13 protein-coding genes are annotated in these 17,886 nt (G+C 40.5%); 8 read left to right on the top strand and 5 right to left on the bottom strand.

Annotated elements, in window-relative coordinates:
• From ACDQ55_RS21085 to ACDQ55_RS21100, 4 genes are all read right to left on the bottom strand, one after another.
• Positions 1-207, bottom strand: a 207-nt coding sequence (locus ACDQ55_RS21085; RefSeq protein ID WP_420983623.1) for a helix-turn-helix domain-containing protein, incomplete at its 3' end; no start/stop codon positions are given.
• 51 nt (positions 208-258) lie between these two features.
• Positions 259-1,356 carry a peroxiredoxin family protein gene (locus tag ACDQ55_RS21090; RefSeq protein WP_420983624.1) on the bottom strand — a complete coding sequence of 366 codons (1,098 nt, stop codon included), beginning with the start codon at positions 1,354-1,356 and terminating at the stop codon, positions 259-261.
• A 114-nt stretch (positions 1,357-1,470) separates the two neighbouring features.
• Positions 1,471-1,803, bottom strand: coding sequence for a bacteriocin fulvocin C-related protein (locus ACDQ55_RS21095; protein WP_420983625.1), 333 nt, complete (start codon positions 1,801-1,803; stop codon positions 1,471-1,473).
• Positions 1,800-2,162 carry a hypothetical protein gene (locus ACDQ55_RS21100; RefSeq protein ID WP_420983626.1) on the bottom strand — a complete coding sequence of 121 codons (363 nt, stop codon included), beginning with the start codon at positions 2,160-2,162 and terminating at the stop codon, positions 1,800-1,802. Before ACDQ55_RS21100 ends, ACDQ55_RS21095 begins: the two co-directional genes overlap by 4 nt.
• A 722-nt stretch (positions 2,163-2,884) precedes the next feature.
• Between ACDQ55_RS21100 and ACDQ55_RS21105 the strand changes: the two genes are divergently transcribed.
• Positions 2,885-3,067: a hypothetical protein gene (locus tag ACDQ55_RS21105; protein ID WP_420983627.1), complete on the top strand. Its 183-nt coding sequence runs from the start codon at positions 2,885-2,887 to the stop codon at positions 3,065-3,067.
• Between the two features lie 128 nt (positions 3,068-3,195).
• Here ACDQ55_RS21105 and ACDQ55_RS21110 read toward each other — a convergent pair whose 3' ends face one another.
• On the bottom strand, positions 3,196-5,184 hold the full coding sequence (locus ACDQ55_RS21110; RefSeq protein WP_420983628.1) for a hypothetical protein: 1,989 nt from the start codon (positions 5,182-5,184) through the stop codon (positions 3,196-3,198).
• Between the two features lie 197 nt (positions 5,185-5,381).
• On the opposite strand from ACDQ55_RS21110, the gene ACDQ55_RS21115 reads away from it, so the two are divergent.
• The 7 genes from ACDQ55_RS21115 to ACDQ55_RS21145 all read left to right on the top strand — a co-directional run bounded on the left by ACDQ55_RS21115 (position 5,382) and on the right by ACDQ55_RS21145 (position 17,886).
• A complete protein-coding gene (locus ACDQ55_RS21115; protein WP_420983629.1) occupies positions 5,382-6,794 on the top strand; it encodes an alkaline phosphatase in 1,413 nt (470 codons plus the stop codon).
• 111 nt (positions 6,795-6,905) lie between these two features.
• Entirely contained in the window at positions 6,906-7,520 is a 615-nt protein-coding gene (locus ACDQ55_RS21120; protein ID WP_420983630.1) for an RNA polymerase sigma factor, read from the top strand.
• Between the two features lie 84 nt (positions 7,521-7,604).
• On the top strand, positions 7,605-8,825 hold the full coding sequence (locus ACDQ55_RS21125) for a FecR family protein (RefSeq protein ID WP_420983631.1): 1,221 nt from the start codon (positions 7,605-7,607) through the stop codon (positions 8,823-8,825).
• Between the two features lie 113 nt (positions 8,826-8,938).
• Entirely contained in the window at positions 8,939-12,385 is a 3,447-nt protein-coding gene (locus ACDQ55_RS21130) for a TonB-dependent receptor (RefSeq protein ID WP_420983632.1), read from the top strand.
• Positions 12,386-12,396: 11 nt separating this feature from the next.
• The gene (locus ACDQ55_RS21135) at positions 12,397-14,301 is read left to right on the top strand and encodes a RagB/SusD family nutrient uptake outer membrane protein (RefSeq protein ID WP_420983633.1); all 1,905 of its coding nucleotides are present in this window, start codon (positions 12,397-12,399) and stop codon (positions 14,299-14,301) included.
• Positions 14,302-14,308: 7 nt separating this feature from the next.
• Positions 14,309-15,004, top strand: coding sequence for a DUF3823 domain-containing protein (locus ACDQ55_RS21140; RefSeq protein WP_420983634.1), 696 nt, complete (start codon positions 14,309-14,311; stop codon positions 15,002-15,004).
• Positions 15,005-15,477: 473 nt separating this feature from the next.
• Positions 15,478-17,886 (top strand): hypothetical protein, encoded by a 2,409-nt coding sequence (locus ACDQ55_RS21145; protein ID WP_420983635.1) that lies wholly within the window; start codon positions 15,478-15,480, stop codon positions 17,884-17,886.

The raw sequence follows: 17,886 nt of genomic DNA on the forward strand, positions 1-17,886 counted from the left end.
TTCTGGTATTCTGTTTTTTAATAGTGGCTTACTTCGGCTGATCTCTTTCAAGGCTAATTCGCCTCCTTCTGCATACAATTTCTCAAAACGATAGAAACTATCTCGGCTGTAACCTAATACCTTGCAAGCCTCTGATACATTCCCAAGTTTCTCTGCTAACTTCAACAGCCCCAATTTCGGCTGTATTAACTTTTCTGTTGTTGTCATGATCTTAATCTTTTTGAGTTATTTGTTTAACAATAACTGTCAGATTAAGTTTTAACTTCTACAATTTAATAGATAGGAGGAAGGAGTAATAGACACATCAAATCTAGTTACAACCTTGTTTTTTTCGCTTGCGGTGTCCATTACCTGTAACCAATTTTGAGTGTGGCTATTACGGATTATATCCGACCAATCCTTGAACGAGCCAGTTTCATCCACAGATACTTCGTATATTTCAAATCCATCTCCTTTTATATATCTGTTCTTCCAGTAATCCCGTTCATCATTACATAGACTACAGCTATTTCTAACGAACATCAATAGCGTAAATGTATTAATGGAACATGTCTTATCCAAAGAAATATATGTTTGGGAAATATTGGGCAAAGAAAGGTCTTCGACTTTACATCCGGGTTGTAACCTGTTATCTCTTTCCTGCTTTTCACGCAGGTATTCATCGAACATATCTACATAAGTGATAAAGGTGCGTTGTGCTTTGGTAGGCTTACTAAGAGATTTGTAATTTCCAGCAATCCGTTGATAAAGAGATATTTCCTTTTCAAGATTAAAAATGGCAGTATCCCCGGTTTGAGAAAATAACAGATATGCAGGCAGAATAGTATGATCCAGTTCTTTGTTGAACATAGCATTTTCAAGGCTAGATTTTATGTTTACGGAATATTCAATGCTTTTATTCCAGAGTGAGTCTTTAAGCTTTTGGTAATCTTTAAATGAAAGTTGTTGTTTTTCATACGTTGTATTCAGCTCATCTAGTTTTATACCTGTTATTGTTTTCTCATTTATAATGGCAAGCAACAATTTTTGCATGTTTCTGAGCTGGATATTGACGGGATCTTGCAATGTAGCCAGGCTATCTGGAGTGGAAGATGTTAGCCATATTTCATTTTCGAGCGAATTATAAAAAATGACCGTATCGCTGTCATGGGTCATGTGGTAAATAATTCCTTCTCTTAAGGTATAGCTAAAGGGCTGGATTTCGGTTAATTTTATTGTATCTGTCTTAACGAATTCAACGCCGTCAAATATTTTTACATACAATAGGTAAGGTTTTGCCTTTTTTATGTTACAAGATAAAAGGAAGAGTAAGAAAGCAAAGCCATACAACCAAAGAGATGTGCTTATCCTTTTCAAGTTATTTCTTTTTTTAGTGATGCAGTTTTGAATTGCCTGAAATTGAAAGATCGCATCTGGGTCTTTGAAATAGCACCAGATGCGATTTCTCTGTATGTTTATCGGGAACAAGGCTTAAAAACAAAGTCCATTACAGGAGCTTAGCCATAATGTGCCACAACCGCTACTAGATGAACTGCAGCTGCTTGTAGTTGTTGTGCAGCGTAAAGGTCCATTAGGTCCTCCGATAACTCCATTGCAGTAGTCATCGTTTTTATTGCATGTGCAGCTCTTACTGGCTTCTGAATCTGTTATAAGAGCATCGTCAACAGACACCATTTTTTTTGCATCCAGCTCATTGAAATCTCCTTTTTTGTTAATAGGGGTGCGGAGATTGCCAGCGACGGAAGCGATTGTGCGGAGGTCCCAACCGAGTTCAGTCATCGCGTCGTTTTTCCATTTTTTCAAGAGGGTTTCATTTCCTCCAGTTTGTCTTTGCTTTTGAATAGTTCTACAGATAGGTAACTTTTTAATAAAGCGATATGCTTCAGCTCCTGTTCATTCCAGTCCATCCTCTGGACTTCATTTAGTTTGGCAAACCATAAGTCATACTTTTTGTTTGATGATGAAGCTGCATAGATAGCTTTTTGAAAATCATCACTTTTTTCCAAAATCTGAGACCTGCTCATTTGCTCAACGGCAGTTTTGTTTTCTTTTACCCAGGCATCAACTTTCTCATTACAACTGTAAACTGCTTCTTTTGTGCAATTTGTTAACAACAATGAAAATGCCAACAGAGGAACCAGGAAAAGGGCTAATTTCCTCATAGGTCAAAAAAGGTAAACAGGTAAGAAAATAAATGTTTATCACTTCTAAGTTAGAAAAAATATAGAAAATATTTTTTTATTAAATCATGCTACAACGTCATTTTATAAGATATTATAAAATAATAGATCAAAATAAAAAAACGGATATCTATCAAATCTCCTGTGAGTTTGGTTTTTAGATGTGGTTAGTTGTTGTGTGGTAGTATAAGTTACTGCTGTTACTGAATTTTATTCTTATAACGTTGTTAGTTATCAATCTTATCAAGGCTTTGTATAAAGGAAGATATGCTAACTATTTTAAGCATTTTACTCAACGTTCGACGAATACTTAATAATTCTACAAATTGATAAGGGGTACCCCATTATTACTGTAGTATTTAGCTTGAATTCTGATAATATTTGTCAGATCCTGAATATTAGTCTATTTAGTATCTATTTAGCTTATTCTTATATACTTTTATCGGAATCTAATCCAATTGCGATTAGTAACGCAGAACATCTTTGTTCATGTGTACAATTAGATTAACCAAAATATCCTATTAAACCCAATGAAATGGGAAAGATTACAGGGGTGTTAGATACAACTGAAAAGGGAGGAGTAAAGATATTTATGTGCACAGCAATTCGAAGTATGAACCAATGAGAGCATTGTGCTGCAAGGTGAGATTTATGAATAATATTATGCATTAATATGTTTTTTATAATCAACTAAATTTTATTTTATGAAAAGATTAGCAATTATGTTTGTCATTCTTGTGAGTAGTATTCAATCAACTACCGTTGTTACTGTGCCTCTTTGGGGACAGTGTGGAGGAATAGGTTATACTGGTGCTACAACATGTGAAAGTGGTGCAACGTGCATTAAGCAAAATGATTTTTATTATCAATGTCAGCCGAAGTACTAGCTGCTCTCATTGGAATGAAAATTAAAAGCCATCAAAATATGCATTTTGATGGCTTTTTAATTTCGATATACACCATATAATGAATGGTAATCCTGTTCAGATAAATAGATAAAATAAGTTATTGCCGGTTATTTATTAAACAGCGCATCAAAATCTTTCCATAAATCATCCCGCTCATTGTCTTCAAACTTTATTTTCCATTTTACATTTCGCAGTAGCTTGCTGGTTTCATCATAGGCAAATACAGACCATGGTACATGACCAGGAACTAGTGTATTGATCCAATTATGATCATCGCGCCAATTTCCGTTGGCAATCCTTTCCAATATAGCCAAGTAAGGTGGATAATCAAGATACAATCCCCTGGTGATGGTTTTATTGCCATTGGTTATTGTTATTAAGCTGTTAACGGGCATTGTAAAGTGGGCTATCCCATTATGCAACTGGAAGGAATCAATTTTTTCACCTGCAAGGAATATACTTACCTTACCTTCATTGATACGATCGTTTGTGTTTGGATCAGTAACTTCCAGGTTAACTTCCGAAATAAGCGGCTGGGGGCTGGTTACTCCGGCATGACGGAAATAGAACGGAGATGTGATGGCTACAGCAGGTGCAGCGCCGTCCAACCCTTTCTTTTCAGGAGCATTTTCTAGGTTTTGGCAATATGCCATCACGTCGATGTTTTCCGGTTGTTGCCAGGCGTCCTTTCCATATACTTTAACCACGTACCATGCATCATCTTTTTCGCTTAAAGAAATTTCCTGTTTTAATGTGCGGGGTTTCTTATCCCTCAAATCCCATGAGTGATATATTTTTCCGTTCCTGAATACGATCACATACGAAAGATAATCTGAGGTTTCACCAGAAGCGTATGCCTCTATATGAAGTTTGCGGGTGCTTTTATCTAATGGAATGATATCTCCTACATTGTACTTTTTGTCGATATCTGCCAATATGATTGGGCCGGAAGTAACAAAAGTATGTCCTTTCTGAACAGCATCCGTAATACGGGTAAGAGGATCTGCAATAGCAGGATCTGTTAAATAATAAGTGCGTAAATAGCCGTAATAAAACTTGTTGTCTGCAGGGTATCCACCATCCAGCTCAGAAAAGGGCGGCATGATATATCCTTCGTTAAGTAAGTGAAACCAGATGTTCTGATAAAAATAATTATCGGCCATATAACCCATTACCGTCATACCATTCCAGACATTGCCAGATAATAGGCCGAATGAAAGGTTGCCGGTAATATTCGTAGTATACTTTGTTATATTTTCTCTGGGCTGCATCCACCAGCTGGTAGGATGTGCAATTACAGCGTGTGCTTTTTCGTACTTGGAATACCGTGAGATCACTTCAATATCAGGTATAAAGCTAAACTTGAGCCAGGAAAAATCCCAGTTGGTGTGTATGGGAGCCTGGTAATATTGATTTTCATATGCCGTATCCATCAGGTGCTCGAAGTAACCGCGAGTACTTGCAAGGCCAAGCCACCAAACATGCCCGCTCCGGTATTTAGGCATTTCAGCTCCATAAAACAACTGAAACTTTTCGTCACTTACTTTTCCGTATTCACTACGCCAGTTATCATCATTATAACCAGCCCAGCCCTGACAGGCACTGATGAAATCTACTCCTTGTGCAAGGCATAAACGGCGAACCTGTTTGGTCATGGTATCATTCATCTTTATATCAGAATAAAGATGTGCATGCCCATCACCATTTAGCCATCCCCGTTGTTTCAGCTTTACCCAAGGATCAAGGCGGATGATAGCACTAGCACCTTCTTTTTCTGAAATAGCAAAATCAATTTTCTTTGTAAGAAAATCTATACCGTGGATAATTTTCATGGTATACTTACCTGGCCTCAGAGGTAAAGAGAAGGTGCCGTCTTCTGCTGTAAAAATTCCATCTAACTGATGGTAGTAAGTAGATTGCAGGCGCCCTGTCGTATCTCTTATTTCTATCCGCGCAGACAATGGTTTTCCTGTTTCAGCATCCAACACGCTACCTTTAATGCCTTGGTAACCGGTTAATTTATGAACATCCTGCGCGCATACGTATATGGGTATGAGCAGGAAAAAGAAGACACGGTAAATGTTCCGTATTAGCATATAAGACTTTTTTTGTAAAGGCTATTTGAATTGTGAAGATGCTGCAGCAATCTCATTCAGAACGAACTTCGCACCGGTTTAACTAAAAGAAATCCAAAAAAAATTCTGTAAAATATAAATAACAAATCCTTAATGTAATAAAGCTTTTACATTCAAGACAACATAATCATCTTTACTTTTTTAAGGAAAGTATAAAAATGGAAAGAAGAAAATTTTTACAGCAATCCTCACTAGCTGCGTTAGCTAGTTCAGTATTTTTCCCGGTAGGATTAACCGCAGGAAACAAAAAGAACAATGAGGAGAAATGGGACGGAACAACCGCCCGCAATATTATTTTTCTGGTAAGTGATGGTATGAGCATTGGCACATTGTCGATGGCTAATATGCTTCTTCAGAGGAAAGAAGGCCGTTCCAGTAATTGGATCAGGCTATATGAAGAAGGAAAAGGAAAAAGAGGATTAATGGATACTGCTTCTGCTGATAACCTGGTAACGGATTCCGCAGCCGGTAGTTCATCATGGGGCGGCGGTAAGCGGGTGCCGAATGGTATGTTAAATGTAAATGCCGACGGATCATTTAATACTCCCATCCTTCAGAAATTCAAAGCTGCAGGGAAAGCCACCGGTTGTGTTACGTCTGTTCCCATTACACATGCAACTCCCGCCGGATTTTGTGTAAATAATGCCAACAGGAATTCTCAGCCGGAAATCGCTGAACAATATCTGGCATTGCGGTTTGATGTAATGATGGGGGGTGGTGTAGATTATTTCAGCGCAGAAACGCGTTCGGATAAACAGCACCTGTTCCAGAAATACACCGACTCAGGTTTTGTAGTTGCACGCCATAAACAGGAAATGTTACAGGCTAACATAGAAAAGCCGTTAATGGCGGTATTCCATGGGGATGCTCTCCCTTATAGCCTCGATCACCTGCATACACCCAGCTTACAGACAACTGTTCCAACATTGGCTGAAATGACCAAGGTAGCTATTGAAAGGCTTAACAGGAACAAGAAAGGTTTCGTATTACAGGTTGAAGGAGGGAAAGTAGACTGGGGAGCACACTCCAACGATCTGGGAGCGTTGATATATGATCAGGTTGCATTTGACGAAGCAATTCAGGTGGCCGTAGACTTTGCGGAAAAGGATAAAAACACGCTCATTATTATTACTACTGATCATGGAAATGCAAATCCAGGAATATTTGGTGGTAGCACGATGAATAAAAAATTTGATGCCATTCAGCATTTCAAGCATACTAATGATTGGATATTAAATGGCATTGAGAAAGATTTCTCTACCTCCCAGGTAAGGGAAAGGATCGATGCTGCATTAGGATTCACCATCACGCCGAAAGAAGCCCAGTCTGTACTCGACCACTATGTTAAACTTGATGGGGAAGGGCTTTATAACAAATACAGGTTGCCATTTAAGGAATTCGCAGAAATTATTGCCAACTACACCAATGTAAGCTGGGCTTCTATGGATCACTCTTCCGACCATGTGGAATTGGCTATGATGGGACCAGGTAGCGACCTTCTTAAACCTTTTATGAAAAACTATGAATTGCATAACCTGATGTTGGAAGCAACAGGTGTAAAAAAGGTATAGTATCGTTGTTTTTGTCCATTACCGATAGATAAATGTTGTGCTTTAAACGGGCCTATATCATCGTTTCGAATGCCCCTGTAGCGGTATTTACTGATAACGGAATTTCAGACCATGGAAGAATTTCAAATTGCCAGTTTCAATAAGGGAAAAACGGCGGCTTTTAACTATGTATACCAACAATTCAACAAGCCACTCCATTATTTTGCATACAGTATCATTAATGATTACGCTGAATCACAGGATATTGTTTCAGAAGTAATGATCAAGCTATGGGAGAAAAGGATGAACTTTACTGACATCAATGGTATTCGTGCATTTCTGTATGTAGCAACCCGGCATGCTTGCATCGACCTTATCAGGGCTAGAAAACGGCATGAGTCTGCGCATGATGAAATATCCTATCTTTCGCAGGAGTCGGAAATCCTGATAGACGAGAAAAGGATACAGGCAGAAATCCTCCACAAGCTTTATGTAGAAATAAGAGAACTGCCGCCGCAATGTGGGCAGGTATTCAAACTGTTATTTTTTGGTAAGAAAACCACCTCGGAAATTGCCGCTCTTATGGGCATTCAACCACAAACAGTACTTAACCAAAAAACAAGAGCATTACAACTCTTACGTGCGGCGTTATTAAAAAAAGATCTGCCGGCTTTCTATCTGTGGATACTATTGGCCTATTGTACGCTATTTCATGTCTATAGCATCGTAAGAACTGTAATTTCTTAAAAAATTTATGCTTTTCATTTGGTTAAACATGTTGTTGGCTCGTTCTTCTAGTAATTGTTCCTGTATTCAAGGCAATCTTTCTAAATGGAATCAAAAAATCAAAGAATTGTTACGCTGATATTAAAGTACCTCTGCCAGGAACTGGATACAACGGAGAAAGCCGAACTCGATACGTGGGTTAATGCTTCGGAGAGAAACCGGCAATTGTTGCTCCGTTGTACAGACGAGCAATTTGTAGAGGATGGTATGGCAATCATGGACCAACTAGGCGATGAGCATGTTTGGGAAAATGAGAAAGTATGGAAAGCTATAGGCGGCAAGCGTGCAAAAATAATGGCAATGGCGCCCGTAAAAAGGAAATGGCTATGGGTAGCTGCCTGTTTTACATTGATTTTAGGCGTTGCCGGTTACTGTTGGAAAACTGTTGAGCGGAACGCGCCGGTATCATTGTCCCAAATTTCGCCTCTTTCTCCCGGAGTAAACAAAGCCGTCCTCCAGCTTTCTGATGGTAGCATAATACCACTGGACAGTGTTGGAAATGGTTCCCTTACCAGGCAAGGCAATACTACGATTATTAAGCTCGATTCGGGGCAACTGGCCTATCAAACAAGTAACCAGGATAACGATACCAGTGCATACAATACCATCCTGACGCCAAGGGGTGGGGAGTATCAGGTGATCTTGGCAGATGGCAGTAAAGTTTGGTTGAATGCTGCTTCTTCGCTACGTTTTCCTGTTCATTTCAGGCGCCATACCGATAGGGTAGTGGAACTTAGTGGCGAAGCATACTTTGAAGTAGCGCAAGATGTATCGCGTCCATTCCGGGTAAGCATTGCAAACGCCAATGAGCGGGTAGAGATAGAAGTGCTGGGAACCCATTTTAATGTAATGGCCTACGCCGATGAGTATACGTTGCGCACAACACTGTTGGAAGGAGCGGTAAGGGTAAAAAGGGGCGCTAATAGCGCGTTACTCCAACCTGGCCAGCAGGCGAGAGTAAAACCAGGTTCCACTTATATCGAAGTGGTAAAAGACATAGACCCAGACCAGGTTATCGCATGGAAAAATGGCAACTTCGAATTTTCGGGGGAAGACATCCAGTCTGTCATGCGCCAGTTGAGCAGATGGTACAACATAGACGTTCAATATACAGGGGCTGTATCGGAGCACTTTATAGGAACGATTCCCCGGAATGTAAGTGCGTGGGAAATATTTAAAATGCTGGAAGTAACCGGCGCTGTGAAATTCTCAGAAAAGAATTCAAAGATTATCGTTTCTCCAGGGAAAAATACAATAATGAAATAAATATACAATTGTCCATAAAAAAACCGCAGCGTTGCACCGCCGCGGTTGTAATTAGGGCATTAAAAAATTCAATCGCATTAACAACTGATTATTCACCCTAACATGCCAAAGGTATGCAATTATTTTTTCTCATGAAAGGGGAAAAGGACCGGTCTGTATCTGCCCGGCACTATTTCCCCGGACTAGCTAATCTCTGTATTAAAACAATGAAATTGGCCACTTTTTGTATGCTGGCATTGGGACTCCAGGTGAGAGCGGATGTATACTCTCAACGGATCACCCTTTCCCAGCATAATTCAACACTTGAAAAAGTTTTCAGAGTCATTAAAAAGCAATCGGGTTACGACTTCCTCTGTACGATGGAGCAACTTCACAATACCCGGAACATTGATATCAATGTGAAGAATGCTTCCCTGGAAAATGTGTTGGAGCACTGTTTCAGGGAACAGCCGCTTACATACCGGATCATAAACAAAACGATCGTAGTAGAACGAAAGGTAGATCTGGTAAGCGCTACTTCACCTGTTGTTACAGAGGTATCGGGAAATGTTACTGACTTAGCAACAGGAAAACCTTTGCAAGGAGTAACCGTTCAGATAAAGGGCACTACCCAGGGCGCTATTACCGATGAAAACGGACACTTTAAATTAACTGTACCCGATGGTGCCGTGCTGATTATTTCCTATTTGGGCTTTAACCGGCAAGAAGTTACTGTTAAAGGCCAGGTTGAACTGAATGTTCGCTTAGAAGCTTCTAATGCAGGACTCAATGAGCTAGTGGTTGTTGGATATGGTGTACAGAAAAAAGGAACCCTCACCGGCGCAATCTCCAATCTGGTAGCGGATGAAATAACCACTACCACACATTCCAGCCTTGCTCAAAGCCTAGAAGGGAAAATTCCTGGCCTGCAGATCAGACAGAATACAGGAGAACCGGGAGACTTTAATACAATGATCAATATCCGTGGATTTGGCTCTCCTTTATTTGTAATTGATGGTATTGCCCGCGACGGTGCAGTGGAATTCCAGAAGCTCAATCCTTCCGACATTGAAAGTATCTCAATACTGAAAGATGGAGCCGCAGCCATTTATGGGTTAAATGCTGCTAATGGTGTAGTGATAGTCACTACGAAAAAAGGAACATCCGGTAAAACCAAATTTAATTACGGTTACGTTACCGGCATGCAACGGCCAACTAATGTTCCTGCCATGACCAATGCTGCTCAATACATGGAGATGATGAATGAAGCAAACATCAATGCAGGGGCTGGTCCTATTTTATCTAAAGAAGAGCTTGCAAAGTACCAGCAAGGACTTCCCGGATATGGCTCTACAGACTGGTATGCAGAAACGTTCAAAAAATTCGCTACCCAGTCTCAACACAACCTCAGTGCACAAGGTGGAAATGATAAGGTAAACTATTATTTGAGCCTGGGTCTTCAAAATGATGAAGGGTTATTGAAGTCCGGGGATATGAATTATAAGAAGTACACATTCCGTAGTAACATTTCCGCACAACTGTTAAAAAATCTGGTGGCCGACCTTAGGCTGTCTGGGATGACGGACAAACAAAGCAAGCCTGGAACAGACTTCTTCACTATATTCAAACAAACACGCACCACCCTGCCTACAGAATCGGTTTATGCCAATGGTAACCCGCTTTACCCTGCCATGGTGCTTCCATTAGATAATCCTGTTATGCTTTCAAACGCTGATTATACAGGTTATAACCAGGTTAAAAACAAATCATTCCAGTCGGTAATTGGTTTAACTTACACCGCGCCATTTCTGAAAGGATTAAAAATAAAGGGTACAGCAAGCTACGATAGCAATGATCAGCTGGGTAAGAGCCTGGTAAAAACCTATCGTGTATTTACTTACGACAAGGAGACCAATACCTACACGCCATTTCTTAAAAATAATCCGGCTAAGATTTCCAACACTAACTACGACTATAATAGTGTAAATCTACAGTCGCAGCTTCTTTATAACACTACTATTGCCAGGAATCATAACGTAGACGCTACTATCGTGTATGAGCAACGGGAAACCGGTAGCCGTTATTCGTACCTGAGCCGCCAGTACAACTTTTATACAAATGACCAACTTGACCAGGCCAGTCCGAATGTACAGCAAACGGCCGGTAATGAAGGAGAAACGGCTAATAAGTCTTATCTCGGTCGCCTGAATTATAATTTCAAAAACAAGTACCTGTTGGAATTTGCCGGACGGTTTGATGGTTCCTATCGCTATTCGCCTAACAAAAGATGGGGATTCTTTCCGGTAATGTCTGGTGGATGGATTCTTTCAGAGGAAAATTTTATTAAAAATACTCTCCCGGCAATTTCCTACCTTAAAATCAGGGGCTCATACGGTATCGTAGGACAAGATAATTCTGCCAATGCATTCCAATATGTACAAGGTTTTTCCACTTCAGGTGGTGCGGGATATGAATTTTCTGACGGAACCTATCTGGATGGTGTTGCTTCTCCTCCCATCATCAATGAATCCCTTACATGGTATAAATCAAATATTTCCAATATCGGACTGGAAGCCTCTTTATTTAAGGGTATGCTCACGTTTGAAGGTGATGTCTTCCAAAGGGATCGCTCTGGCTTGTTAGCTTACAGAAATGTGTCTTTACCCAATACCTTTGGTGGAACATTGCCGCAGGAAAATCTGAACAGCGATCGTATAGTCGGTTTTGATATATCGGTTGGGCATGCACGTAAAATAGGCAACTTCTCTTATGGCATTAAGGGTAATTTCAGCTTCAGCAGAACAATGGCCCGCCATGTAGAAGGATCTAATTTCAGGAGCAGCATGGAAAAATGGAAAAACGGCACTGAAGGCAGATGGACAGATATTTTGTGGGGATACAAAGTAGCAGGGCAATTCCAGAATCAGGAAGAAATATTTTATGCACCTATCCAAGACGGTAATCTTGGCAATATAAAGGAACTCCCGGGCGATTTCAGATATGTTGATGTAAACGGTGATGGTATCATTGATTCAAATGATATGCTACCTCTTTTTCGTAATGGCGATCCTAAATATTACTACGGTCTGATTTTAAATGCTGAATGGAAAGGATTTGACTTGAACATGGTCATGCAGGGTTCCGGTAAATACACGCTCAGATTTGGTCAAACCTATGCCGGTCCTTTCAACTTCAATGGTAACTCCCCAGAATTTTTTTATGACAGATGGCACCAAGTAGATCCTTATAATCCCAACAGTGAATGGGTACCTGGAAAATGGCCGGCTACACGCTACGAAGCTAACCGGGGAGCTATGGGATTGGAAAGTGAAATATGGAGAAAAGATGCTTCTTATTTACGTATGAAGAGTATCATGCTGGGTTACACGATTCATTCCCCCTTCATGATGAGAACTGGTATCAAAAATATCAGGGTATATGCAAATGCCCATAACCTGTTCACATTTGCAGGATCATTTGTAAGACAGTTTGATCCGGAAAAAATAGAAGGAAATTATAGCGGTGGATACACCTACCCGCTTACAAAAAGCTATAACGTAGGCGTTGACGTGACATTTTAAATTTTCAAAAAATGACTCTTTTAAGAAATATAACTTGGATACTGGTGACGGTCTTACTCTGCGGAGGTTGTAAAAAAGATTTCCTGGACAGACGCCCCACTGACAAACTTGACAGCGATGCCCTTTTCGCGGACCCTTTAATGGGAACAAGGGTTTATATGGCGAACTTGTATGGGAAGTTACCCATAGAGGATTTTAAATTTTACGATAAAGGCTGGTCTTACGTGGAATGGATGGGCCCTTCTGTATTAAGCAATGCTTTCCTGACTGATGAAGCGATCCACTCCCAGTGGGATCTCAGCATGGGAGATGGCTATAATAGCTGGTGGGAGCCGGGTTATCAGTTGATAAGAGATGCAAATGTGCTTTTGGATTTGTTACCAGGATTGAAAATATCGGAGGCAGATAGGAACCAGATAAAAAGTGAATGCCATTTCATCAGGGCGTTTGCTTATTTCGGACTCGCAAAAAGATATGGTGGAGTACCTTTAATTCAAACGGCGCAAAAATATACCGGCAATGTGGAAGAATTGAAAGTGCCGAGGAATAAGGAACAGGAGACCTGGGATTTTATCCTCAATGAATGCGACAAGGCAATTGAATTTCTTCCGGAAACAAGGGCCAGCGATGACAAACGGAGAGCCACTAAATGGACTGCTTATGCGCTTAAGTCACGCACGGCGCTATTTGCTGCGTCAATCGCGAAATTTTGGAGAAAGGCTCCACTTTCCGGTGCAGCAGTAGACAAGGGACTGGTAGGTATCCCTGCTACTGAAGCTAACCGGTATTATGATGAATGTATCAAGGCATCTGCAGTAATCATGAATTCGGGTAAATTTGGTTTGTACAAGCCGAATCCCTCCAGCAAAGAAGAGGCCGTAGCTAATTACACTGCCCTTTTCCAGAATCCTAATGCGGCTGAAAGTGAAGCACTTCCGGAACCCATTATGATAAAAGGATATGCCAAGGTTGGCTTTGATGCCCATAACTACGATATCTGGTACAATTCAAATCAAACTTCCAATGGATGGTTTGCTCCGGGACGTATGAACCCTTCCCTGGAATTTGTGGATCAGTATGAAAGCTATTCAAATCCGGGCCAGGCAGCACCAATCGTCACTACAGAAGACGGGGATATCAACAACTATAATGGATATGATCCTTCCCGCAAATACCTGCATTTTGACGGTCCGAATGATATTTTTAAAGACAAAGATGCCCGTTTGTGGGGAACAGTGATACTGCCCGGTACTACATGGAAAGAAAAAACGATTGTTATACAGGGTGGATTTATCCAGCAGGATGGAACGCCGAAAATAGAAACTGATGCATCCACTACCGTGAATGGCGTTACATATTATACATTCGGAGCAGCCAACTGGACCGACTATTCAGGATTTGATCCCTCTAATATAGGAATGACGCGCTCTGGGTTCAGTTATAAGAAATTTCTTTCCCCTGGTGTGATTCCGCCAGACGAAAAACAATGTACACAGGATTGGATGGAATTCAGGTATGCCGAAGTGCTTCTGAACTTCGCAGAAGCTGCTGCGGAAAGTGGTACGATGCAAGCCGAAGGAGCCAAAGCGCTCAATGCAATTCGCCGCAGAGCCGGACATACAACAGATATTCCCCTTACAGTAGACAATGTTTTGAGAAACCGTATGATGGAACTGGCGTTTGAAAATAAAAGGTTCTGGGACCTTATCCGCAGAAGGGATTTTCACACGCTGATGAATAATACTTCTCGCCGGGCACTCGTGCCTGTACTGGACTTGCGTACCAGCCCTGCGAAATACATTTTTATACGTAAAACATCTTCTAAAACAGTTCCCGCTACATTCTTGCCCAAATGGTATTATGTGTCCATCCCGGGAATTGCATCAAATGGATTGGTTCAAAATCCTCAATATTAATGTGTATATGAAAAAGATGAAACGATTAAAGTTGCTCGTTACAGCTATCACGTTATTACTGTCAGTGAGCTCCTGCAAACAGGATAACTATAATGGGCCAGATTCAACCATTTACGGATCCATGCTCGACGCTAAAACAAATCAGTTAGTTGAACAGGACATTATTAATGGCACCCAGATCGAATTGATTGAACAAGGTTTTGCAAACCCTGTAAGTCAATATATGGTGATTAAAAATGACGGAACTTTCAGGAATGCCCTTGTGTTCGGAGGAACTTATGAAATCAGACCGGTGAGAGGTAATTGTTTACCAATGGAAGTTCAGCGTTTCACCGTAAAAGGAAACACAAAAATAGATTTTCTGGTTCAGCCATATATACGCCTGCAAAATGTTGCTATACAGAAAACCGGTTCCAAAGTGGTGGCCAGTTTTAACCTGGAACAAGTGGTACCTGGAAAAGTGAAAAAGATAGGTTTATATGCCCATACAGAGGCAGCGGTAGGAGAACCTTTGTGGTTGGTGAAAGCCGAACAAACAATAGATTCTTCTACTAATGTAAATACTGTATACCAATTGGAGATAGATTTGCCTTCTAACCCTGCCTTAAAACAAGGAATGCAGTATTTTTTCAGAGTTGGTGCCTTAATTGATGTATCAGAGGCAAAGCCAAATTATGCTACAGCAACCAGACTAACCCTTTAAATCTGTATCGAAACAGCGGATTAATACAAAGCAACCGGGAAGCCGCTCATTTGCGCTTCCCGGTTGTATATTTTATACATACTTCCTGCCTGATTGTAGTGCCAGTTTTTACCCATTATTATCTGCCATAATAATCATTTTCGTATCATCTGCAACGTTATATTTTTTTTATATTTCCGGAGTGGAAATTTTATTAAATAATTACATTAAGATGTTATACAAGTGTAAAAAGTGTTTTCTTACATTTGCCCCTGAGAGATAAAAAATTCTTATTGCTGTTATAGCTTGTTATACCTCTGTAGCTTGTAACTATGTTGCATGAGTACTAATTTATTATAGTCATGAGAATATATTCATAACCTGAATAATTTATTGTACCTATTTTGGAAACTGTGTAATACCATTATTGTTCACCCTTTTAGAAAAGCGCTAACCGGCTTTTTGTAATTGGCATATATTACTATTCATATCATATGATTAGACGATTTTGTTTTGTCCCATTGGGATTGGTACTTAGCGTCCCTATACAAGCGCAACACCATCCACTTACCAATACAGCCCATGTATCGGTGTCTCCTGTTACCAGTACAGCCATGCAGCATGCGCTGATGGATTCTATTAATCTTAAAACCACTATTACCGCTGTTAAAGGTAAGGTTACCGCGGGGTTAAATGATACTGCACGTCAACAGTTTTATACGCATATACAGCAAACCTATGGCGATAAACAATTGCAACGGGTACAGCAGGGATATATGCTTTTTAAAGATACAGGCCGGGTTAATAAATACCTGGACGAAAAGTTGAGAGGCTTTTATGCGTTTAAAAATGATGTCAATATTCCCGCGTTTATGAAACGGGGAGCATTCGGTAATCAGTTCCATGGGGCTTCCGTTGTTATAGTGACCAATAATGCCGAAGGTGCGCTTTCGCCAGTACAGGCACGCGCCAGTATAGAAGACCAGCTGGTGGTAGGGAATATCCCTTTCAATATTCAGTTTACAGATATTGCCGGGCAATACCCGGAAGGATTAGCAGGGTTTAATAAAGGGCTTAAAAATATCTCTTTTGATAAAGCGGCTTACCTTGAAAGAATGAATAAATACGTCAATAAATCTTTTGACGTTAATAAATATTTTTTACAGGATATTAATGTTTCAGCAGCTTTAAAATCATATATCAGCAAGGAAATAGACGAGGCGCAAAAAGAACTGCAAACGTTGAGTGGTAATAGTGCGTTGAAACAGTTGATCAGCCCTGATGAATTGATTTATCTGGATAGTAGTCAGATTAAACAGTTATTTGCCGATAATAGATTATTGCAACCTGATGTTGTGCCGGTAGCTGGTAAAACACTGGATAGTACAGCACAGGAGATGTCTCAGCGGTACCTCGATAGAATCTACAGCCTGAAAGCGATGCTGGGAAAGGAACTGGCTGCTAAACAAACGATGACGTCGCAGCAATTAGTCAATGATAAGATTTCCACTAATATTAATAGTGTAGCTGGCCAGCAGAGAAATATCCAATCGCTGTTGCCATTGAATTTCTTTCAAAGAATATTATTGCAGGCAAAGCAGCTGCAAGCGGGTAATATAGGAGGAGAGGGAAAGGGTTTGGTGAAGGATTTATTTATGTCTGGTGCGCAGGGATCTTTTTTGGTGAATAATAAATTTTTGATGCTGGGAGCAGGTACCCGTAATGATGCTGCCGACATTAAAAACGTAGGATTAAATAGCAGTATTGACCCGGGAAATTTTGCGACGCAGTTTTTGCAAATTGGGGTAGGGGATTTAGAAGAAGCACATACGCATGTGGGCGCGCTAAATGCAAATGCTAAACAAAGTACCACAGCATCGTTTGATATGCCGAGGTTGCCAAAGAATATATTTGTAGGCGCTGTGTCGGAACAAATTAGCCTGGGACAATATGGCACCATTGCCGGTGAACTTTCCAAGTCAAATACTACGTATCAAAATAGCGCTGTGGGCAATGATAATTTGCTGGCTTCTAAAGCGGCGGCATTGTCCATGTTAAATGATTTGTGGGAAACTGTGTCGATAGGTTTACATTATGATGGTGCGGTAAAATCTCTGGATATGTCGCAACGTGCATATGTAAGTTACGCAGGTATGGGATATAGCAATCCCGGCGCCCCGGGAACTACCCGTGGTACAATGAAATACGGTTTGAACGTAGCAAGAAAATTTAATAAACGTAAGTTGTCCCTTGGGTTCAGGGCCGATATGCAGGATACGCACACGGGTGCAATGGATAACAGCAAATGGAAGAATAGCCAGTTCGCTGTTGACTTTAGTATCAGGGCAAAGAAGCGCCTTACTTTCTCGTCCCATATAGGACAGTCTATGATGAAAGGTGTAATAGATAGTGTTACGCAAACAGGTTATCTTAATCGTAACATATCGGTGTCGTCACAATGGAACGGACATTTGTTTTCCCTGCCCAACAATTCTAACTTGGTATTTGGCTTGCAACAAATTAATATACTACCTGTAAAAAGCTTACTGGTAAATATGAACCTGAACCATAGTTTTATTATTAACACTCATGTGTTATCGCTGAGCGTATTGTACAACAAAGATGTAAAAGACCAGGCTTTATACGGCAATCTTTTTACCGCGGAATCAGCGTGGAGCTATCAGGTTTGGAAAATAATTAATTGTAGCAGCGGGATTACCTATCTCAATAATAAGTCAGTAGTAGAACAAGTAGGCATTAAACAGACTGCCGGGGCGGCTGTATCACAGCGGTTCAATATAAATCTGTATGTAGATTGCAGGAAAAATATTGTTAACTCCCACGAAAACTACTTATTCGGCAACTTTAGCACACAACTGGCATTACAGTATCACTTGAATTAA

Origin of the sequence: Chitinophaga sp. 30R24 (genome assembly GCF_049056765.1) — a bacterium.
Taxonomy (GTDB): Bacteria; Bacteroidota; Bacteroidia; order Chitinophagales; family Chitinophagaceae; genus Chitinophaga.

Excerpts from the sequence above, each read along its gene's own strand:
- ACDQ55_RS21125 (WP_420983631.1), top strand. The coding sequence starts at position 7,605 with ATGGAATCAAAAAATCAAAGAATTGTTACGCTGATATTAAAGTACCTC.
- ACDQ55_RS21135 (WP_420983633.1), top strand. The coding sequence starts at position 12,397 with ATGACTCTTTTAAGAAATATAACTTGGATACTGGTGACGGTCTTACTC.
- ACDQ55_RS21145 (WP_420983635.1), top strand. The coding sequence starts at position 15,478 with ATGATTAGACGATTTTGTTTTGTCCCATTGGGATTGGTACTTAGCGTC.
- ACDQ55_RS21120 (WP_420983630.1), top strand. The coding sequence starts at position 6,906 with ATGGAAGAATTTCAAATTGCCAGTTTCAATAAGGGAAAAACGGCGGCT.
- ACDQ55_RS21115 (WP_420983629.1), top strand. The coding sequence starts at position 5,382 with ATGGAAAGAAGAAAATTTTTACAGCAATCCTCACTAGCTGCGTTAGCT.
- ACDQ55_RS21100 (WP_420983626.1), bottom strand. The coding sequence starts at position 2,162 with ATGAGGAAATTAGCCCTTTTCCTGGTTCCTCTGTTGGCATTTTCATTG.
- ACDQ55_RS21105 (WP_420983627.1), top strand. The coding sequence starts at position 2,885 with ATGAAAAGATTAGCAATTATGTTTGTCATTCTTGTGAGTAGTATTCAA.
- ACDQ55_RS21110 (WP_420983628.1), bottom strand. The coding sequence starts at position 5,184 with ATGCTAATACGGAACATTTACCGTGTCTTCTTTTTCCTGCTCATACCC.
- ACDQ55_RS21130 (WP_420983632.1), top strand. The coding sequence starts at position 8,939 with ATGCAATTATTTTTTCTCATGAAAGGGGAAAAGGACCGGTCTGTATCT.
- ACDQ55_RS21140 (WP_420983634.1), top strand. The coding sequence starts at position 14,309 with ATGAAAAAGATGAAACGATTAAAGTTGCTCGTTACAGCTATCACGTTA.